This window comes from Bacillus sp. 1A (assembly GCF_052682215.1).
Map to the genome: position 1 here is coordinate 5,954,907 of NZ_JBQYLZ010000001.1, position 20,269 is coordinate 5,975,175.

Sequence of the window (20,269 nt, forward strand, 5' to 3'; positions counted from 1 at the left end):
AAAAGATAAAAGCTTAATATCATGCTTGCTATTGAAAAAACTTCTCAGTATGTAGGGGGTACATAATGAAATTCGTGCAAAAGAAATCGTTTACAGTATTTGTATTTTTACTAGCCTTTTCATTACTTTTAAGTGCTTGTGGAAAGTCAAATACGAAAGAAGAATCAAAAGAAAATACGAAAAAAGAAATGATGACTGTGGAACATGCAATGGGTAAAACAGAAGTTCCTGCTAATCCAAAACGTGTAGTCATTTTAACAAATGAAGGTACTGAAGCTTTACTTGAATTAGGTGTGAAACCAGTTGGAGCTGTAAAATCTTGGACTGGTGACCCATGGTATCCACATATTAAAGATAAAATGAAAGATGTAAAAGTTGTTGGTGATGAAGGACAAGTGAACGTGGAAACAATCGCTTCTTTAAAACCAGACTTAATTATCGGTAACAAAATGCGTCACGAAAAAGTGTACGAGCAACTAACAGCAATTGCACCTACTGTGTTCTCTGAAACACTACGTGGTGAATGGAAAGATAACTTCAAATTTTATGCAAAAGCATTAAATAAAGAAAAAGAGGGGCAAAAGGTTTTAACTGATTACGATACACGTATGAAAGATTTAAAAGCCAAACTAGGCGATAAAGTAAATCAAGAAATCTCTATGGTTCGCTTCATGCCTGGTGATGTTCGTATTTATCACGGTGATACATTCTCTGGTGTTATTTTAAAAGAACTTGGATTTAAACGTCCTGGCGATCAAAATAAAGATGACTTCGCAGAGCGTAACGTATCTAAAGAACGTATTTCTGCAATGGATGGCGATGTATTATTCTACTTCACATTCGATAAAGGAAACGAGAAAAAAGGCTCTGAATTAGAAAAAGAATATATCAATGATCCACTATTTAAAAACTTAAATGCAGTGAAAAATGGTAAAGCATACAAAGTTGACGACGTTATTTGGAATACAGCTGGTGGTGTAATGGCTGCTAACCTACTATTAGATGATATCGAAAAACGCTTTGTTAAATAATATTTCCTTAACCAGCTCCCCTTCTATGGAGCTGGTTATTTTTCAATTCACTTAAATGTCACATTATTTCGTTTTGTATTTTTATTCCCAATATGTTATATTATAAAAGTAAATAGAATGTATTTTCTCTATATCAGAATAAATATTTTAATCTAAATTTTCTGATTAGTCACTATTTTATTTTCTTTTAGAATTCAATTATTACATTTGAAAACGCTTATCATCTCGTTTTCAGGGCAAAATACAGTAACGGTCGAAGTAAAATAGAACTTTTTTAGAAATTTTCTTTCTATTTCTATATAATTCTATTGACTTCTAAATATTTTGTAAATTAAAATGATTACATAAATATCCGTTATACAGGATTAGGGGGAAACAAAAATGGATGCAGCTTTAAAATTAGACAAAGCTGGAGAGCAACAATCACCAAAAAAACATCCACCAGGATTATATTTGTTGTTCTTTACAGAGGCATGGGAAAGATTTAGTTATTACGGAATGCGTGGCTTATTAGTTCTTTATTTAACAACGAGCTTAGTAAGCGGCGGTTTAGGATTTGATAAAGCAGTTGCTGTACAAATATACGGTATTTTCACAATGTTAGTATACTTCACACCAATTATCGGTGGTTGGTTAACTGACCATTTCATTACGAAACGCCATGCCATTACTATTGGTGGTATCATTATGGCGATTGGTAACTTTGTACTATTTTCAATGAACACTAAAACTGGACTATTTTTAGGATTAGGATTATTAGTTATTGGTAACGGATTCTTCAAACCAAATATTTCGACTTTATTAGGTCAATTATATAGCGAAAACGATTCTCGTCGTGATAGTGCCTTCACTATCTTCTACATGGGAATTAACTTAGGAGCTCTTATCGCTCCATTCATTTGCGGTTACTTTGCAGATTATAGATACGGTTTCTTAACAGCTTGTATCGGTATGATTATTGGTCAGATTGCCTTTAATTTCTTAGCACCTCGTTACTTAGGGTCTATCGGAACAACTGTTGTAGGTAAACAATCTAAAGAAAAAAATGCAAAAGCAATTGAGAAAAAACCTTTAACACCACAAGAGAAAAAACGTACAGTTGCAATTTTAATTTTAACTTGTTTCGTTGTATTCTTCTGGGCAGGATTTGAACAAGCTGGTAGTTCTTTAACACTTTACACAGATAAGTTCGTAGATCGTACAATTGGTGGATTTACAATTCCAACACCTTGGTTCCAATCTGTAAACCCACTATTCATTATCTTACTAGCATTACCGGTTTCTGCATTATGGATTAAACTTTCAAAAACGAAAAATGGTGACTTAAAAATCCCAACAAAAATGGCATTTGGTATGATTTTACTAGGGATTGGATATTTAGTACTAACTTTAGCTGTATTAAAAACAGGTAGCGATGAAGGTAATATTGCAATAAAAGCAAACTTACTATTCATTGTATTCACTTACATGTTCCATACAATCGGTGAATTATTCTTATCACCAATCGGATTATCTATGGTAAGTGCAATCGCTCCTGTTAAATTAGCATCATTATTAATGGGTGTATGGTTAGCTGGTACTGGCTTCGCAAACTTATTAGCAGGACAATTAGCTGCCTTCACTCAATCTTTAGGATATTTAGAAGTATTCGCAAGCATCGGTGTTATCGTAATCGTGCTAGGATTAGTACTTCTTATGTTCTCTAAGAAAATCGCACATATGATGGAATAGGAAATAAAAAGACGCTTCTAAACATTTAGAAGCGTCTTTTCTATTACTTCTCCTCTAAAGCCGTCACGTTCACGTGAACGCTTTCTCCAGGATTAGATACATCATACACTTGAGCAACTCCACTCTGCTCGTCACAGCTCTCAATCCATACTGGTACGCCCTCATATGTAACGTCAATGCTACTTGAAGAAGATAAAATTTGTTTCACACGTTTTACATCCATACTACTATTCCTCCTTTTACTTACTACACTCCTTTCTATCTTTTCTTTTCCCTTTAGAATATATTCCATACAGTAGCATGTTAATTGGTAGCCTTTTCTTCCTTACATGCTAATATTTACTCTCGTATTACCTTTCTGACAAATAAAAAAAGACGTATATTCCACACGTCTTTTTCCATAATATTCAAATTTTAAGAAAATAATGTTTTTACAACTTCACTTACTTTATCATTATGAATTTGATAATACACTTCTAGTCCTCGTCTTTCAAAGCGTACTACTTTATTTTGTTTTAATTTCGTTAAATGTTGCGAAACCGTTGATTGCGGAATTTCTAACACTTCCTGTAATTGTGTTACATTACAAGTTCCACGTTGCATTAGTTCCATCACTAGGCGTAAACGTAACGGATGCGCTAACGCTCTTAACATTTGTACATCTTCTTCTGAAATACGACATTCGAATTGATTTTGGCTCATAAAGTTCCCCTCATTTTCGTTTTTATTTTCTTTTTATTTATTTATATATCTGTTCTTATATTTCCTGTTACGACATAACTTTATCAACCTATAAAGCCGAAAAATTTTTCCATCTTTATCAGCAAAAAATTCAGGAAAAAATCCTTGCTGATTCTGAATATTATACTATATGATATAACGAAAAAGCAAAAGTAAGGGCTATGAATACTTTGCTTACAAACGTTGTTTTATCAGGCTTTTTGTTATATTTTCACCTCACTGCAACGTACAGTAATGATATTGTAAAATACCGTCTATAATTGATAACCTATCGTAACGTATTTGGGTCATATTTAATCTCTTTGTTATGCTAAAAGGAATTTTCAGCAAAAAAGATAATGTAATATTAAAAATTGACTTATTGTTGTTTTAATTCGTATTGTACTTGCTCAGACTGTTATTCAAAACTTCCTATTAAATGCATTTGCTTTCTCTTTCTTACTAGATCAACTTGGACCAGCATGTGACACCTATCAAATTTCAACTATTTCAACATCCTATATACTTAATGCAAAGACGTCATCTAACATATAAGATTAATGATATACGAACAAATAAAACAATATGGAAATAACTTCAAAAAGCGCACTCAAATTCATTTGGGTGCGCTTTTTGTCTACTTTATGAACAAAGCATTTCTTTTAATACTATTATGGAATAATTATACTTTTTTACGTTGACAATAGTGTTGAAGGAGAATATACTAAGCATGTAAGTTGATTGTGAATTGTTTCACAAATAATGTGAATTTCTTCACATAAAATAGATAGGAGTTGTCATTATTATGAGTACTTGGACACAAATTTATGACCCATTAAACAATATTTGGTTATCTGCACTAATCGCAGCACTTCCAATTTTCTGCTTCATCATTTGTTTAATGGGACTGAAAATGAAAAGTTACATGGCTGGTCTTTACAGTGTGATTGTCGCTATTATTCTTGCTATATTCGTTTATAAAATGCCAGCAACCGTAGCTGTAGCATCTGCCGGATTCGGTGTTTTATCTGGATTTTATCCAATTTGTACTATCGTTATCGCAGCAATTTTCCTTTACAAATTAACTGTTAAAACAGAGCAATTCAACATCATTCGTGATAGTATTTCAAGCATTACAAATGATCAACGTTTACAAGTATTATTAATCGCTTATTCTTTCGGTGCTTTCTTAGAAGGCGCAGCTGGTTTAGGGGTTCCAGTTGCTATTACAGCTGCATTACTTGTGGGTATGGGCTTTAATCCATTAAAAGCAGCAGGTATTTGTTTAGTAGCTAACATCGCTGGCGGTGCTATGGGTGCTATGGGTATCCCAGTCACAGTACCAGCACAATTAACTGAGTTAGACGCATTAACTATCGGTCGTCAAACTGTTCTTATTTTACCATTCATTAGTATTGTTTTACCTTTCTTACTTGTATCAATGGTTGATGGAATTAAAGGTATTAAAGAGACTTGGCAAGGTATTCTTGTAAGTGGTGTTTCTTTCGCGGTTACTCAGTTCCTTGTAACTTACTTCTTAGGTGCAGAACTTACTAATATTTTCGCAGCCGTTGTAAGTATGGTTTCTCTTGCATTATTCTTACGTGTTTGGCAGCCAAAATCTTCTACTCAAGAAGAAAAACAAGAAGAAAAAGTATCTCATACATTTAATCAAATTTTATATGCTTGGTCTCCATTCGTATTCTTAACTGCATTCGTAACAATCTTTAATTTAAAACCAATTAAAGCTTTATTTGCTCCGGATGGTGCACTAGCAAACTTAGTATTTAACATTCAGTTCCCTGGTCTTCATAATGCTGTTATGAAAACTACACCAATTACAAAAGCTGATACACCTTTCGCAGCTGTTTTCAAGTTTGATGTATTCTCATCTACAACTACTGCAATCGTATTAGCAATTATCGTTTCACTTATCGTGTACCGCGTAAAAGGTAAAATGGTTAAAGAATTAGTAGTGGAAACAATGAAAGAACTAAAAGCTCCAGTATATACAATCTGTAGCGTTATCGCTTTAGCTTACGTAGAGAACTACTCTGGTATGTCATCTACACTTGGACTTGCATTCTCTTCTACTGGTAATGCATTCCCAGTTCTTTCTCCAATCTTAGGATGGATTGGCGTATTCATTACAGGCTCAGTAGTATCAAGTGGTTCATTATTCGCACCGCTTCAAGCAGTAACTGCAGATCAATTAAACATCGTTCCTTCTACACTTGTTGCATTAAACGTAGTAGGTGGTACAATGGCAAAAATGGTTTCACCACAATCTGTAGCCGTTGCTTGTGCAGCAGTTGGACTAGTTGGTAAAGAATCTGCCCTATTTAAAACAGCGATGAAATACAGTTTAATCTTCTTAGCTATCATTAGCTTACTTCAATTAAACTCTGTATTTAATATCTTTTAAAAAAAACACCGATCCAAATGGATCGGTGTTTTTTTCATATTACATCTTCTTATTCTTTAGTAAAGAAGCACCAGCAATTTCAGGATGCGTCATTTCGAACGGATCTAAAATAATATCCAATTCTTCTTCTGTCAGTACACCATGTTCTAAACATAGCTCCCTAACAGATTTTCCTGTTTCAATTGCTTCACGTGCAATACGAGATGCTGCTTCGTAACCAATATGAGGGTTCACCGCTGTAATAATTCCAACACTTTTCTCAACATATTGCTTCAGCAATTCTTCATTTGCTGTAATTCCTTTAATACAATATTCCCGGAATACACGGAATCCGTTATTCATAATACTAATAGATTGAATTAAATTAAATACGAGTACAGGCTCCATTACGTTTAACTCTAATTGTCCTGCTTCTGATGCTAAGCAAATTGTATGATCATTACCAATTACTTGGAAAGCAACTTGATTAATTACTTCTGCCATAACAGGATTTACTTTACCTGGCATAATAGATGAACCTGGTTGACGAGCCGGCAATTGAATTTCAGCTAATCCAACACGCGGTCCAGATGCCATAATACGAAGGTCGTTCGCAATTTTAGACATATTCATCATACATACTTTTAATGCGGCAGATACTTCTGTGTATGCATCTGTGTTTTGCGTTGCATCAACTAAATGCTCTGCACCAACAAGTGGAAATCCGCTAAATGTTCGCAAGTGTTTAACCACTTGTTCAATGTACGTAGGGTTTGCATTTAATCCCGTACCAACAGCTGTCGCCCCCATGTTCACTTCATATAAATGTTGGCGAGACTGTTTAATTCTTTTTATATCACGTTCAACCACTCGGCTATACGCTTCAAATTCTTGTCCAAGACGAATCGGAACAGCATCTTGTAAATGTGTACGCCCCATTTTAATGACGTGATCGAACTCTTTTGCTTTTTCACGGAAAGCAGCATGAAGTTCTTCCATTGTAATAAGAAGTTCTTCTAACATCATAAGAGTTGCAATATGAATTCCCGTTGGAAACGCATCATTCGTTGATTGAGCCATGTTCACATGCGTGTTTGGGCTAATTTTCACATACTCGCCTTTTTCATATCCCATACGTTCTAAAGCTCGATTAGCGATTACTTCATTTGTATTCATATTAATAGAAGTTCCAGCACCGCCTTGGATTGGATCCACGATAAATTGATCATGGAATTTTCCATCAACAATTTCTTGCGCTGCCTCTACAATTTCATATCCAATGTCTTTAGCTAAGTAACCAGTATCCATATTTGCAAGGGCCGCCGCTTTTTTCACAATTGCCATTGCCGTAATGAGTGACGGATGAATGCGATATCCTGTAATCGGGAAATTTTCTACAGCACGTAATGTTTGTACCCCATAATAAGCTACACTCGGTACTTCCTTTTCACCTAAAAAATCTTTCTCTATACGTATATCCTTCGTTGCTATCATTTTCATCACCTATACTTTTCATTCTAAATCCTTATCTAAAAAATTCGCCTCTAAAAAAACGAGTATCATTCAGAAGAATTTTTCAGTATCCACCTTCACTATATAGCACCTTTTTTGAAAGCGCAAACATTTATTTTTCTATATATACCTTTTATAAAGTGAAACTTTAATCAGTGGGGGTTTTGTTGATCCCCCACCTAACTTCTTCGCTTTCGCTGAATTTTGAGTTAGGGGTCTTACTGCCCGTTAATGCGGGATAAAAATTTATAGAAAATCATTCTTCTACCTTCTTTATTTCCACTCGTTTAATTTGATGCATATCCTTTTCAAGAACTTTAAAAGAAAAGCCGTGTTTTTCAATAATATCTCCTTCAGCAACGATTTGCTTTTGTACCATAATCCAGCCACCAATTGTATCTACATCATCAGCGATTAAATGTAGGCCAAATAAATCATTTACTTCACTAATAAGCACTTTGCCCTCTACGATTTTACACCCTTCACTTATATGCTCTATAGGCGGGTGTTCATCTTCATCGTATTCATCTCGGATTTCTCCAACAATTTCTTCTAAAATATCTTCTAGTGTAACGATCCCCGCTGTACCACCATATTCATCATATAATACAGCTAATGGAATTTGTTTTCTTTGCATTTGTAATAGCAAATCATGAATAGGAATATTTTCTAACACTTCAATAACTGGTCTTGTATATGGTTTAATCGAGCACTCCTCGTCTCGATTACCATCCATATAACGAATAAATAAATCCTTTACATTAACCATCCCAATAATTTCATCTTTATCTTCACCAAATACGGGATATCTCGTGTACTTTTCTTGTGCGATTATTTTAATATGTGTTTCAAATGGTTCGTCCTCATATAAACCTACAACTTCCGTACGAGGTACCATAATTTCCTTTGCGACTCTATTATCGAATTCAAAAATATTATTTACATATTTAAATTCCCTTTGATTAATCTCTCCGCTCTCATAACTCTCGGATAAGATTAATCGTAATTCTTCCTCTGAATGAGCAACTTCATGTTCAGAAGCCGGATGTAATCCGAATAACCCTGTCACAAGCCTTGCAGAACCATTTAAAGCCCAAATAAACGGATACATTACTCGGTAAAAGTAAATAATTGGCTTCGATAATAATAAGCTAACTTGTTCTGCCCTTTGTATAGCGAGCGTCTTCGGAGCAAGTTCACCAATGACAACATGTAAAAACGTAATAACTGCAAAGGCAATAATAAATGAAACTGTACTTGCAATTGCAGGAGATAAGTGTAGTTTTAAAAACAACGGCTCGAGTATATGTTTTATAGTGGGCTCTCCTAACCACCCAAGCCCTAAAGCAGTAATTGTAATACCTAACTGACATGCTGATAAATACTCATCTAAATTCGAAGTTACTTTTTTAGCTGCCAATGCTCCTCGTCGTTTCTCACTAACGAGTTGATCAATACGACTGCTACGTACCTTAATAATTGCAAACTCAACAGCTACAAAAAATGCTGTTAACGCAATAAGGATAACTACCATCAGTAATTTTAAAATATCCACATATTTCCTTTAGCTTTCTTAGCTAAAGTTACACCTCCTTTAAAAAAGAAGTTTCACTTTAGTTTCTTCATTTATTTGAAAGCAACCCTATATAAAATTCACCAATTTCAAGCCTCATACAATTCTAAAGGCAAGCCATCAGGATCTTGGAAAAAGACAAATTTTTTATCCGTAATTTCATCCATACGTATCGCTTCAGTCTCCACACCGCACTGTTTTAAATGGTTTACAGCTTCTTCTATATTTGTAACAGCAAATGCTAAATGTCTAAGTCCAGCTGCTTCTGGAAAACTTGGGCGCTCAGGTGGACTTGGAAATGAAAATAATTCAATTTGATACTCTTCCCCTACACATAAATCTAACTTATAAGAATCTCGTTCTTTTCTATATACTTCATTTATCGCCTTAAAACCTAATATCCGAGTATAAAAATCCTTTGACAGTTCATAATTCGAACAAATAATTGCAACGTGGTGCACTCTACATATATTCATGCTCTCTCTATTCCTTTCTTTACCAAAGATGCATATTCTCCCTTGAAATGAAAAACATATATAGCAGAATATCTCTTTTAGGGGGCTTACTATGAAATTTATTACTTTTTTCGTGGGACTTATCGTTGTTTTCTTCCTTGCTTATATTGCTAGCAACAATAAGAAACATATTAAATTTAAACCAATTTTCATCATGCTTATTATACAGTTAATTTTAACCTATTTATTATTAAATACAGAAATCGGCCTCATACTTATTCGGGTCATTTCCAGTCTGTTTACAAAGCTACTCGAGTATGCCGCTGATGGTATAAACTTCGTATTTGGGGGGCTTGCCAATAAAGGTGAAATGTCATTTTTCCTTACTGTATTATTACCAATTGTCTTCATTTCCGTCTTAATTGGTATACTACAACATTTCAAAATACTACCATTTTTTATTCATTGGATTGGTTACTTCCTTAGCAAAATAAATGGTCTTGGGAAATTAGAATCTTACAACGCTATCGCCTCTGCCATTGTCGGCCAATCAGAAGTATTTATTACGGTAAAAAAACAATTAGCTCAAATTCCAAAACACCGCCTTTATACACTTTGCGCTTCTGCCATGTCAACCGTATCTATGTCTATCGTAGGTGCCTATATGACAATGATCGAGCCTAAATATGTAGTAACCGCACTCGTTCTCAATTTATTTAGCGGGTTTATTATCGTACTCATCATTAACCCTTACGATGTGAAAGATGACGAGGATATTTTAGAAATTAAAGGAGAAAAGCAAAGCTTTTTTGAAATGCTTGGAGAATACATTCTAGATGGTTTCCGCGTAGCAATCGTTGTCGGCGCTATGCTCATCGGATTCGTCGCATTAATGAGTTGCATAAATGACCTATTCCTCATTATATTCGGCATTACTTTCCAGCAATTAATTGGGTACGTCTTTGCGCCTATTGCATTCCTTATCGGTGTACCAAGTTCTGAAATTGTCACAGCTGGTAGCATTATGGCAACGAAGCTTGTAACAAATGAATTTGTAGCAATGATGGACCTTAGTAAAATTTCTAATAGCCTTTCTCCTCGTACAGTTGGTATTATTTCTGTTTTCCTCGTTTCTTTTGCCAACTTTTCTTCTATCGGCATTATTTCAGGTGCGGTAAAAGGGCTAAACGAAGAACAAGGAAATGTCGTTGCCAGATTTGGTCTTAAATTACTATATGGAGCTACTCTCGTTAGCATTTTATCTGCAATTATCGTAAGCATTATGTTGTAATCAGGTAAAATTTTATCATTTTCTTATCCCTATCTTTTGTATACAATAACGAATAGATGTCTTTATAAATAATCAAGACATCTATTTTTTATACATGTACAATCGCTTTTATTTAGCGTACAATATTTTTTATGTGTTTGAATGTGCTTCTAGATGTATATACTTTGATAGTTTTAAAGGAGAAAAAATGATGAAATCCGATATGAACAAAGATACTCGAGCCAAAAAAGGACGCCCAAAGAAAAAGCGCCTCCTTTGGTTCCTGCTTATTCCATTACTGGTTGTAGCACTTGGAGCAGGGGGCTATTCCTTCCATATATACAGTAAAGCAAAATCTGTATTAAGTAATGCCTATTCTGGACTGGGTCGCGGGGATAAATCCAGCAAACGTGAAAAAGCCGTTAAGCCTATGACTGATAATATTTCTGTACTCATTATGGGTGTTGATGAAAGTGAAATCAGGGACAAAAATTACGGAAAAGCAACTCGTACGGATGCGCTATTACTTGCTACAATTAATAAAAACGATAAATCTGTTAAGCTTGTCAGTATTCCACGTGACTCACGTGTGTACATTAAATCACGTGATAAATACGATAAAATTACACATGCGCACGTATTCGGTGGTGTGGACAGTACAATTGATACGGTCGAGAACTTTTTAGATGTTCCAGTTGATTACTATGTAAAATTCAACTTTAAATCATTTATCAAAATTGTCGATTCTCTTGGTGGTATTACTGTCGATGTTCCAGTTGAGTTTACAGAACAAAATAGTAAAGACGAAGCAGATGCAATTCACCTCAAAAAAGGACGTCAACATTTAAATGGAGAAGAGGCATTAGCACTAGCTAGAACTCGTCATATCGATAGTGATTATATGCGCGGTCAACGACAACAGCTTGTTTTAGAAGCTATTGCTGCAAAAGCACTATCTCTTAATTCCATTAATAAAATTGGTGGCCTATTAGACGCTGTCGATAAAGACTTAAAAACAAATTTAACTTTTGATGATATGATGACAATTGCCAAAAATTCAATGGATTCAAATTTGAAAATGGACAAAATGCAAGTAGAAGGTACTGATAAATATATAGGTGGTATTTATTATTACGTTCCAAATGAAAAAAGCGTCAATAATATTTCGACAACACTACAAGAACATCTCGGTGTTACGAATAAAAATGAACATAAAAAATTATAATAAAAAGGCTGCTAGATCTTTCTAGACAGCCTTTTTATTATAATTTTCAACTTATTTCTCGTACATATTGTGACAAAAAGAGACAATTATTACAACAGTGTAACGTTTTTTATAAAAACATTACACACACAGTGGAAATAATAGTATACTAGTACGTACATAATGTTATTTTCATCATTTTTATACAAAAAATGTAATACATATATTTATACAAAAATTTCTGGGGGGAAATAAATGAAGCTAAGTAAAATACTGATCGGTTCTGCAATTACTGGAGGCATATTACTTTGTGTAGGCGGTGTTGGTGGATATCAATATGTATCCAAACTAAATAATCAATTAAATACTACTGCATTACCAAATACTACATTTGAAGGTATTTCTCTCGATGGAAAAAATAAAAAAGATATTCAAGCAATTATTAATCAAAAGGTAACTGAATTAGATCAAAAATCTCTTACCTACATATTCCAAAATGATAAACAAACGTACACATGGAAAGATTTAGGGATAAATTATAAGGAAAAAGATATTATCGACAAAATCTTTAAAGAGCAAGAAGGAAACGCAATGAATCGTTACCAAATGCGGAAGCAGGCCGAAAACGGTGAATTAAAGCGTGACTATAAATTAACAGCTCAATTAAATACAACTGCTTATGAAAGCTTTATGAAGGATAAATATAATGACACATTAAAAAATCCTGTTAATGCAGAATTAAGTGTTGAAGGCTCTACAGTAAATATTAGCCAAAGTCAAAATGGAGAAAAAATTGATAAAGGAAAATTAACTGATTTAACGCAGCAGGCCATTGCTTCTGGCTCATCGGACGTTACATTACCAGTTACACTCTTAAAACCTGAGCGTTCTACAGAAGATATACAGAAAATGGGGATTAAAGAAGTAATTGCTGAATATTCAACTCCAATGGCTGGTCGGAATGGAAACCAGTCCTATAACGTAAATAAGTCAGCTAATACTTTAAGTGGAGTTATTGTCGCACCTGATGAAACGTTTAGTTTTAATGGCCGCGTTGGCGTAACGGATGCTGCCCATGGTTATAAATCCGCAGCAGTATTTTCACAAGGTAAAGTTATACAAAGTGCAGGCGGAGGCGTTTGCCAAGTTAGTAGTACTTTATATAGCGCAGCTTTAAGAGCAGATTTAGGAATTGTTTCTCGAAGTAATCATTCTATGCCCGTAAATTATTTACCACTTGGGCAAGATGCAGCAGTGGCAGATTATGGTCCGGATTTAAAATTTAAAAACAATACAGGCAATCATATTTATATTCAAGCATTTTCAAACGGCGGTAGTATTACTACTCGCATTTTTGGTACAAATACTGGTAAAAATGTTGAAGTTTCTTCTCAAGTAGTTAGTAGAACTGATGATAAAATAACAGCGGTTACGTATAAAAAAGTAACACAAAACGGTGAAGTAGTATCAAATGGACAAATTTCCAAAAGCGTATATAAAAGTGCCCCAACACAATGAGACACCATCAAATTGGCAAACAAAAAAGGCGTGAATAGATCACGCCTTTTTCTTTTGCAATAATAGTAAAAAAGCTTCAAGATGGTCTTTCGTTTCCTCTAAAGACCACATACGATTTCCTTGCTTCGCAACTAATACGCACGCCTCTTCCCAAGCGTTCTTTTTCTTCATATATAATAATTCATCGCGTAATTTCAAAACAATTTCTTCATCTTCTTGCTCTATAAACTCTTCCATCACGCCTACTATTTCATCCTCATGGATACTTAACGTACAATACGATTTGAAAAAATATTGTAATGTCGTATACATATTTACTCCCCCTTCTTATTTATCAGATGGATAAGAAGTAATGATCTTATACCCTAAATCTCCTGACTTATCTCTCGCCAAAACAGTAACAGTTTTTACTAACTTGTCTTTTACATTCATATTTTTCTTTATTACCGTTTTTCCAACTGGGAATGAATGAGTTGTATTTAATACGAGACGAGCCTCTTTAGAATTTTTTAACCAATCTTGAATTTCCTTATCATGCTGCTTCAAACTATCTTTTACAGCTTTCGTCGCTGTTTCCTTATCATAGTATGTACTTGCCGCTGATACTTTATCTGTCTTCAAGCGATTCTTCAAATCCTCTTCTGATTTTCCTACATGTCTTTCAATTGTATGACCATTTTTAGGTGGCCCTTCCATTTCATCTAAAATATTATCACTAATTTTTTCTACTGATGTCGATTGATTCCCTGTTTGTTTCTCTGTTTTTTGTTCTTTTCCTGCACATCCACTTAAGATCAGCATTAATGCCAATAAACTACTCAAGAAAAGACTACTTATTCGTTTCATCATATCACCTCTTCCATGATTATTATCGTAACTTCACTAAAAGTCAATTTCACAACGAAAAAACATATACATTTTTAAAATTCCTCATCAATTTTGCCATATTACCACCCTAATTTCATCAAACTACTATTTTGGACCCTCTCTAAAATATACCCCTATGTTTTTTTGATTATTTCCCGACTTAAATTACCACTTAAAAACAACGAACAAACCTTTTAAATACAGGGTTTGTTCGTTGTTTTCCAAACTATAATAATATACCCCTTATTTTATATACCCAATACCTGAATAAGGTATACATACGGTATTTTATCAACGCTTTCCTACATTATGTAAATTTGCACTTGCCTACACAATAGAAATATGGTGTAATGCAAAAAAAGATAAAGGATTTTAAACAATGACTGAAACAATTCAAAACTTCTTAACAGACTATTATTCAATCGCAATTCCACTTAGTATCTTAATTAACGTCATCATCAGTCTTTTAGGTTTTATCCCTAGTATTTTTTTGACCGCTATTAACATACAGCTATTTGGTGTAACGAATGGAACTATTATTTCGATCGCTGGTGAGGCATTAGGGGCTATTATCTCGTTTTATATTTATCGTATAGGCCTTCAGAAATTCACTCACAACAAAGTAAATAAGTATCCAAAGGTAGAACGCCTACTTTATGTAGAAGGTAGAGAGGCCTTTCTACTCGTTCTATCGTTTCGATTCATACCTTTCATCCCGTCCAGTATCGTTACTTTATTTGCCGCTCTAGGCAAAATGTCATTACTCTCTTTCAGTATTGCCAGCACAATAGGTAAAATACCGGCTTTGTTAATCGAAGTATATTCTGCCTATCATGTCATGAATGGAACGAATGAAGCGAAGTGGATTGTAACAATCGCGGGGTGTGTTGGATTGTTTTATTTGTGGAAAAAATGGAGAAAAAAATAAAGAAGGAGCATAGGCTCCTTCTTTATTTTTGAAGTATTTTATTAATAATACTCTCTTAAACCCTTAGTTTACACCAACAGCACTAAATGATTGCTTCACTGCTGCTACTTCCGCAGAAGTCGCACCATATAAATCAGCTGCAGCTTGTACTGCACCAGCACGAGCTTGGCTAAATGTAGTAGATTGCGTGAAATATTGTGTATTTGCACGGTAATAAATTGCACCTAACTTATCTTTACCAATACCAGTTACAGTTACACCAGAATGTGTACCACCATTTGCTAATAAATACGCTTGTTTGTTAATGATCCCACTGTTTGTATGAACTCCACCGTTATCACTTGAACCAGTGTAACGCTTAGAATAATGGTCCGGGTCACCATATTTCGCCGGATCACTCATAGAGCGAAGCGCGTCTCCTGCTTTACCAGGCGTGTAAATATCTTCACCAATCTCCCAATCTGGATTACGGTTATCATAGAACTCTACTAATGTACCAAAGATATCAGAAATTGCTTCATTTAATGCTCCTGATTCATTTTGATAAATTAAATTCGAGCTATTTTCCGTAACCGCATGCGTTAATTCATGACCAATTACATCAATTCCACCAGATAATGAAGTAAACGTTACACCGTCTCCATCTCCGTATACCATTTGCGATCCGTTCCAGAATGCATTATTATAATTACTTCCGTAATGAACTGTTGATTTTAATGGCGCTCCTGCATCATTAATAGAATTTCTATTAAATGTAGCTTTATAGTAATCATATGTTTTACCTGCATAGTAATGAGCATCTACTGCCGCTGCATCATACGCTGCATTGAAAACATTATCTGCATCTGCCCATAATGTTCCTGGTAATGTTGAACGATTTTTCGCATCATATGTGAAAATCGTTGCCCCGCGTGTATTATCTTGTAAGTAATAAGATGATCCAGATAACGTTGTATTAAGCGATTTCGTATCTCCTAATACCCCTTTACCAGTTCCTACTTTATTTGTTCCTGTTACAGGCTTTACAACTGCTTTTGCATCTTGCTTAGGAGCCTCTTGTTTAACTGGTGACTTATCATCATTCGTCACATGATCGATTGTATTAAACTTATTTAATACTTTACCGCTTTCTGCTTCAATGAAATAGTAGTAGTTTCCTGGGCTTGGATCTAAGAAGTTTAGATTTACAACGTATGCATATGTTGTTTCTTCACCATTTTGATATACATATAAGTCCGCTTTTGGTTCTACCTCATACTTAGGTGTAACACCTAAATCTTTTTGCGCAATTTCAATTGCTTTTGCGCCCTCGATCTTATTTTTATTCTTCAACTTTTCTTTTTTGTCTAAATCAGGCGCAACTGTTCCAGACAATACTTTTAAAGAACCATCTTTACTTACGTGAGCTACTTGCGTAGAACCCCATACAGGTACTCCTTCATATACTTGTTGCATACGTACTACTGTTGAATCAGTTACAGCATCTTTTTTCACTTGTTTTACTTTGAAAGAATCTTGCGCACTCTTTTCCCCTAACTTATAATCACCTTTTGCTGCGTTTAAGTAATCAAACACAACAGATTCTGCTTTCTTACCAGTCGCTCCAGTTAGATCACCAGAAATAAACTCAGGTGATTGCACCGTTTCATTGTACTTCTTCGTAGAGAGCACATTTTTAGAATCCGCAAATGCAGAGCCTGTCCCTCCAAACGTTGTAACTGCCATTCCTGCCGCTAACACTAACGCTAAACTTTTCTTTTTCATGAATCTTCCCCCTAATAAATTATTTTTTGAAAAAGAGTAGTTTTATCGTAGCACTATGTTTCCACTATTAATATACTAAAAATTCAAATAATTACTTTCTCAAGTTTTGTAGAATTTTGAGGAACAAATATTGAAAAAACCCCTTTCCGATTGGAAAGGGGTTTTCAATTATGAATTAATTTGTTGAACTGTTTTAGCTTCTTGACCAAGAGTATCTGGCTTCCACGCATACTGAATATCCAATACCACCGCCGCAATCGCCATAACTACAAATGTTCCTGCAATTAACTTTTTCATACTATTTCTCCTCCTTATTCTTCTAATAAATTTATCGCTAACTTATAGTAGCGATTACTTTCTTTAAAATCTGAACATTCTTCTAAGTATTCAGCTAGTTCTAAGTATATTTTCTTTAAATCTTTTATATTTTCCTCTGCTTTAAAGAAAGGAACTACTTCTATTTCTAGAAATTTTTTATAAACATCTCTTTCTTCAAAATACTTATATCGTAAACTTAATAATAAATATAGCATCCCTTTATATCTATCATCTTTCCTTGCGGCAATGATGCCTTTTTCAATCCATTTAGCCGCTTCCTCGATTTCTCCTAATTGAATACACTGTAACGAAAGCTCATACATAGCATCAATATAGTTCATATCCTCTTCTTTTTTATATTTTAAGCATTCTATATAATACTCTTTCGCCTTGGCATAATTTTTTTGTCGGTAGTACAGATAACCAATATTATTTAAAGCAATAGAAAGAATATTATCTTTATCAGCAAAAGAAGTTGCTTCTCTTATGATATGATTATAGATTTCCATAGCTTCATTATATTGTTTTTTTCTAGTATAACTAAACGCAATTAAAAACTTACAATTAATTATATTTCTAAATTTATATTCGCTTTTAAAACCTTCTAATGCCACATTAGCAAAGTATAATGTCATATGATCTATTTCCATCTGACTATATGTCAATGCTAAATTATAATATATTCCTGTTTCATAATATCCTAACTCTTTCGCCATCGATTCTGTTTTTAACAAATACTCTAATGCTTGCGTATATTTGTACTGCACAGAATATAATAATGCCTTATTATACGTATATAACATCTTCTGAAAAGGCGAGTATTTCTTATACACTTTCTTCAATCCGTCCAATTCTTCTTCAACAGCAGGGAGATCCCGCTTCATCATTAAATAACGTGTATACAGCAGTTTATAATAATTTATAATTTCAAAATCCAAAACATGCTTCATTTCACCTTGTAATTCTTCATATATGCGCTCTACTTGTGGCTTGTCCAAATGAACTAGTGCATTCAACCATTCATCTAGCTTCCCCTTCACATCTTCTTCTACATCTCTCAAATCCGTCACGGCAATTTCTAACCTTGTGCAGAGCAATTGTAGAATTTCTTCTGATGCCTCGATCTTTCCATTTTCGATTTTGCTTAAGTATGAGACAGAACAAATGCCCTGACATAATTCTTCTTGTGTCATTTTTTGCTGTAGCCGTTTATAAAAGACTTGTTTGCCTATTTTTTCTAATGTTTGTTGCATTGTCCTCCTCCATTCTCATTACCCCCATTACTCTAATAATACATAAAATCTTGAGAAATATAAATTGATAAATGTTAATTTTCTAAAAAATATGCATTATTTCATTTTTTTCCCTCTTGACTCTACTTTCATATCCATTCTTTGCTACGAGCGGTGAAAAATTGGTATACTATAACCAAATTATGGAGGTGTTTTCGCGATGACTTATTATAAAGACGATAGCTATGCCTTACATACAGATTTATATCAAATTAATATGGCTTATACATATTGGAAAGATGGTATTCATAATCGCCGCTCGGTGTTTGATTTATACTTTCGAAAGCTTCCATTCGAGAACGGTTATGCTGTTTTTGCTGGCCTTGAAAAGATTGTAGAGTACATAGAAAACTTCAGCTTTACCGAAAGCGATATCGCTTATTTAGCAGAATTACAATTTGAAGAAGAATTTCTTCATTATTTACAAAATATGAAATTCACTGGGACCGTTCGAAGTATGCAAGAAGGTGAAGTTGTATTTAATAACGAGCCTTTATTACGTGTTGATGCACCGCTCGGTGAAGCACAAATTATTGAAACTGCTCTGTTAAACATTGTGAATTACCAAACATTAATTGCAACAAAAGCCGCTCGTATGAAGCACGCTGCAAATAATGATGAACTTTTAGAATTTGGTACAAGACGTGCCCACGAGTTTGATGCAGCTCTTTGGGGCACACGCGCTGCCTTTATTGGTGGTTTCTCATCTACGAGTAACGTACGAGCTGGGAAACGCTTCGGAATACCTGTAGCAGGCACACACGCTCACTCTTTCGTTCAAGCGTATCGCGATGAATATGTCGCGTTTAAGAAATACGCTGAAACTCATAAAAAATGTGTCTTTCTCGTTGATACATACGACACTTTAAAATCAGGTGTTCCAAATGCGATTCGCGTCGCGAAAGAGTTTGGGGATCGTATCGATTTTTATGGAATTCGCCTTGATAGTGGTGATATGGCTTATTTATCTAAAAAGGCAAGAAAACTACTAGATGAAGCTGGGTTTACAAATACAAAAATTATTGCTTCTAGCGATTTAGATGAATACACAATTATGCACTTGAAATCTCAAGGCGCAAAAATTGATGTATGGGGCGTTGGAACAAAATTAATTACGTCCTTTGAACAACCAGCGTTAGGGGCTGTCTATAAACTAGTTGCGATTGAAGATACTGATGGAAAGTTAAATGATACAATTAAAATTTCATCTAACCCTGAAAAAATTACCACTCCAGGACTGAAACGAATTTATCGCATTATCAATCGAGTTAACGATCATGCAGAAGGCGATTATATTGCATTAGATTCTGAAGAACCAGGAAAAGAAGAACGTTTAAAAATGTTTCATCCTGTTCACACGTATATAAGTAAATTTGTAACAAACTTTGAAGCACGCGAACTGCATAAAGACATTTTCATTAACGGCGAAAGAACATATGAACTACCAGGTATATTAGATATTCAAAAATATAATGAACAGAGTCTCGCACTATTTTGGGAAGAATATATGCGAACTTTAAATCCCGAAGAGTACCCTGTCGATTTAAGTCAAGAATGTTGGGATCATAAAATGAATTACATTCAAACTGTTCGAGAACAAGTTGAAAAAAATATACAAAAATAAAACAGAGAAGCTTTTCCTTCTCTGTTTTTTCAATACGATATGTATCTTTGTGGAAAAT

At 34.4% G+C, this 20,269-nt stretch carries 18 protein-coding genes; 8 read left to right on the forward strand and 10 right to left on the reverse strand.

Annotation, left to right across the window (positions count from 1 at the left end; translation table 11 throughout):
* Nucleotides 1–65 precede the first annotated feature (65 nt).
* The gene (locus ACUN0F_RS30540) at nt 66–1,031 is read left to right on the forward strand and encodes an ABC transporter substrate-binding protein (protein WP_327974853.1); all 966 of its coding nucleotides are present in this window, start codon (nt 66–68) and stop codon (nt 1,029–1,031) included.
* A gap of 381 nt (nt 1,032–1,412) precedes the next feature.
* Nucleotides 1,413–2,762, forward strand: a complete 1,350-nt coding sequence (locus ACUN0F_RS30545; RefSeq protein ID WP_445540714.1) for a peptide MFS transporter — start codon at nt 1,413–1,415, stop codon at nt 2,760–2,762.
* Between the two features lie 43 nt (nt 2,763–2,805).
* Here ACUN0F_RS30545 and ACUN0F_RS30550 read toward each other — a convergent pair whose 3' ends face one another.
* A complete protein-coding gene (locus ACUN0F_RS30550; protein WP_000382688.1) occupies nt 2,806–2,985 on the reverse strand; it encodes an acid-soluble spore protein H in 180 nt (59 codons plus the stop codon).
* 191 nt (nt 2,986–3,176) lie between these two features.
* Entirely contained in the window at nt 3,177–3,464 is a 288-nt protein-coding gene (locus tag ACUN0F_RS30555) for an ArsR/SmtB family transcription factor (protein WP_000081429.1), read from the reverse strand.
* Between the two features lie 823 nt (nt 3,465–4,287).
* Between ACUN0F_RS30555 and ACUN0F_RS30560 the strand changes: the two genes are divergently transcribed.
* Complete coding sequence (locus ACUN0F_RS30560; RefSeq protein ID WP_445540715.1) at nt 4,288–5,907, forward strand: L-lactate permease; 1,620 nt, start codon at nt 4,288–4,290, stop codon at nt 5,905–5,907.
* Nucleotides 5,908–5,946: 39 nt separating this feature from the next.
* Here ACUN0F_RS30560 and aspA read toward each other — a convergent pair whose 3' ends face one another.
* The 3 genes from aspA to gloA2 all read right to left on the reverse strand — a co-directional run bounded on the left by aspA (nt 5,947) and on the right by gloA2 (nt 9,447).
* Nucleotides 5,947–7,380: an aspartate ammonia-lyase gene (gene aspA, locus ACUN0F_RS30565; protein WP_264462328.1), complete on the reverse strand. Its 1,434-nt coding sequence runs from the start codon at nt 7,378–7,380 to the stop codon at nt 5,947–5,949.
* 274 nt (nt 7,381–7,654) lie between these two features.
* Nucleotides 7,655–8,953 (reverse strand): hemolysin family protein, encoded by a 1,299-nt coding sequence (locus ACUN0F_RS30570; RefSeq protein WP_445540716.1) that lies wholly within the window; start codon nt 8,951–8,953, stop codon nt 7,655–7,657.
* A gap of 107 nt (nt 8,954–9,060) precedes the next feature.
* On the reverse strand, nt 9,061–9,447 hold the full coding sequence (gloA2, locus tag ACUN0F_RS30575; protein WP_001017670.1) for an SMU1112c/YaeR family gloxylase I-like metalloprotein: 387 nt from the start codon (nt 9,445–9,447) through the stop codon (nt 9,061–9,063).
* A 91-nt stretch (nt 9,448–9,538) separates the two neighbouring features.
* Here gloA2 and ACUN0F_RS30580 point away from each other — a divergent pair, with 91 nt between their 5' ends.
* The 3 genes from ACUN0F_RS30580 (at nt 9,539) to ACUN0F_RS30590 (ending at nt 13,418) form a co-directional block, all read left to right on the forward strand.
* Nucleotides 9,539–10,717, forward strand: coding sequence for a NupC/NupG family nucleoside CNT transporter (locus ACUN0F_RS30580; RefSeq protein ID WP_046957355.1), 1,179 nt, complete (start codon nt 9,539–9,541; stop codon nt 10,715–10,717).
* 187 nt (nt 10,718–10,904) lie between these two features.
* The gene (locus ACUN0F_RS30585; protein WP_445540717.1) at nt 10,905–11,921 is read left to right on the forward strand and encodes an LCP family protein; all 1,017 of its coding nucleotides are present in this window, start codon (nt 10,905–10,907) and stop codon (nt 11,919–11,921) included.
* 234 nt (nt 11,922–12,155) lie between these two features.
* Complete coding sequence (locus ACUN0F_RS30590; protein ID WP_445540718.1) at nt 12,156–13,418, forward strand: VanW family protein; 1,263 nt, start codon at nt 12,156–12,158, stop codon at nt 13,416–13,418.
* A 39-nt stretch (nt 13,419–13,457) separates the two neighbouring features.
* Here the strand turns inward: ACUN0F_RS30590 and ACUN0F_RS30595 are convergent, their stop codons facing one another.
* Nucleotides 13,458–13,730, reverse strand: coding sequence for a hypothetical protein (locus ACUN0F_RS30595; protein ID WP_046953833.1), 273 nt, complete (start codon nt 13,728–13,730; stop codon nt 13,458–13,460).
* 15 nt (nt 13,731–13,745) lie between these two features.
* Nucleotides 13,746–14,264 (reverse strand): RNase A-like domain-containing lipoprotein, encoded by a 519-nt coding sequence (locus tag ACUN0F_RS30600; protein ID WP_000822712.1) that lies wholly within the window; start codon nt 14,262–14,264, stop codon nt 13,746–13,748.
* Between the two features lie 400 nt (nt 14,265–14,664).
* Here ACUN0F_RS30600 and ACUN0F_RS30605 point away from each other — a divergent pair, with 400 nt between their 5' ends.
* On the forward strand, nt 14,665–15,213 hold the full coding sequence (locus ACUN0F_RS30605) for a TVP38/TMEM64 family protein (protein WP_445540719.1): 549 nt from the start codon (nt 14,665–14,667) through the stop codon (nt 15,211–15,213).
* Between the two features lie 63 nt (nt 15,214–15,276).
* Here the strand turns inward: ACUN0F_RS30605 and ACUN0F_RS30610 are convergent, their stop codons facing one another.
* The 3 genes from ACUN0F_RS30610 to ACUN0F_RS30620 form a co-directional block, all read right to left on the reverse strand.
* Nucleotides 15,277–16,977 (reverse strand): M4 family metallopeptidase, encoded by a 1,701-nt coding sequence (locus ACUN0F_RS30610; protein ID WP_088061807.1) that lies wholly within the window; start codon nt 16,975–16,977, stop codon nt 15,277–15,279.
* Between the two features lie 168 nt (nt 16,978–17,145).
* On the reverse strand, nt 17,146–17,274 hold the full coding sequence (locus ACUN0F_RS30615; RefSeq protein ID WP_000733137.1) for an NprX family peptide pheromone: 129 nt from the start codon (nt 17,272–17,274) through the stop codon (nt 17,146–17,148).
* Nucleotides 17,275–17,288: 14 nt separating this feature from the next.
* On the reverse strand, nt 17,289–18,548 hold the full coding sequence (locus ACUN0F_RS30620; RefSeq protein ID WP_240588863.1) for a tetratricopeptide repeat protein: 1,260 nt from the start codon (nt 18,546–18,548) through the stop codon (nt 17,289–17,291).
* Nucleotides 18,549–18,747: 199 nt separating this feature from the next.
* Between ACUN0F_RS30620 and ACUN0F_RS30625 the strand changes: the two genes are divergently transcribed.
* The gene (locus tag ACUN0F_RS30625) at nt 18,748–20,211 is read left to right on the forward strand and encodes a nicotinate phosphoribosyltransferase (RefSeq protein WP_048541651.1); all 1,464 of its coding nucleotides are present in this window, start codon (nt 18,748–18,750) and stop codon (nt 20,209–20,211) included.
* Nucleotides 20,212–20,269 lie beyond the last annotated feature (58 nt).

Coding starts and splice junctions, on each gene's coding strand:
- ACUN0F_RS30540 (WP_327974853.1), top strand. CDS start 66: ATGAAATTCGTGCAAAAGAAATCGTTTACAGTATTTGTATTTTTACTA.
- ACUN0F_RS30545 (WP_445540714.1), top strand. CDS start 1,413: ATGGATGCAGCTTTAAAATTAGACAAAGCTGGAGAGCAACAATCACCA.
- ACUN0F_RS30550 (WP_000382688.1), bottom strand. CDS start 2,985: ATGGATGTAAAACGTGTGAAACAAATTTTATCTTCTTCAAGTAGCATT.
- ACUN0F_RS30555 (WP_000081429.1), bottom strand. CDS start 3,464: ATGAGCCAAAATCAATTCGAATGTCGTATTTCAGAAGAAGATGTACAA.
- ACUN0F_RS30560 (WP_445540715.1), top strand. CDS start 4,288: ATGAGTACTTGGACACAAATTTATGACCCATTAAACAATATTTGGTTA.
- aspA (WP_264462328.1), bottom strand. CDS start 7,380: ATGATAGCAACGAAGGATATACGTATAGAGAAAGATTTTTTAGGTGAA.
- gloA2 (WP_001017670.1), bottom strand. CDS start 9,447: ATGAATATATGTAGAGTGCACCACGTTGCAATTATTTGTTCGAATTAT.
- ACUN0F_RS30580 (WP_046957355.1), top strand. CDS start 9,539: ATGAAATTTATTACTTTTTTCGTGGGACTTATCGTTGTTTTCTTCCTT.
- ACUN0F_RS30585 (WP_445540717.1), top strand. CDS start 10,905: ATGATGAAATCCGATATGAACAAAGATACTCGAGCCAAAAAAGGACGC.
- ACUN0F_RS30590 (WP_445540718.1), top strand. CDS start 12,156: ATGAAGCTAAGTAAAATACTGATCGGTTCTGCAATTACTGGAGGCATA.
- ACUN0F_RS30595 (WP_046953833.1), bottom strand. CDS start 13,730: ATGTATACGACATTACAATATTTTTTCAAATCGTATTGTACGTTAAGT.
- ACUN0F_RS30600 (WP_000822712.1), bottom strand. CDS start 14,264: ATGAAACGAATAAGTAGTCTTTTCTTGAGTAGTTTATTGGCATTAATG.
- ACUN0F_RS30605 (WP_445540719.1), top strand. CDS start 14,665: ATGACTGAAACAATTCAAAACTTCTTAACAGACTATTATTCAATCGCA.
- ACUN0F_RS30610 (WP_088061807.1), bottom strand. CDS start 16,977: ATGAAAAAGAAAAGTTTAGCGTTAGTGTTAGCGGCAGGAATGGCAGTT.
- ACUN0F_RS30615 (WP_000733137.1), bottom strand. CDS start 17,274: ATGAAAAAGTTAATTGCAGGAACATTTGTAGTTATGGCGATTGCGGCG.
- ACUN0F_RS30620 (WP_240588863.1), bottom strand. CDS start 18,548: ATGCAACAAACATTAGAAAAAATAGGCAAACAAGTCTTTTATAAACGG.
- ACUN0F_RS30625 (WP_048541651.1), top strand. CDS start 18,748: ATGACTTATTATAAAGACGATAGCTATGCCTTACATACAGATTTATAT.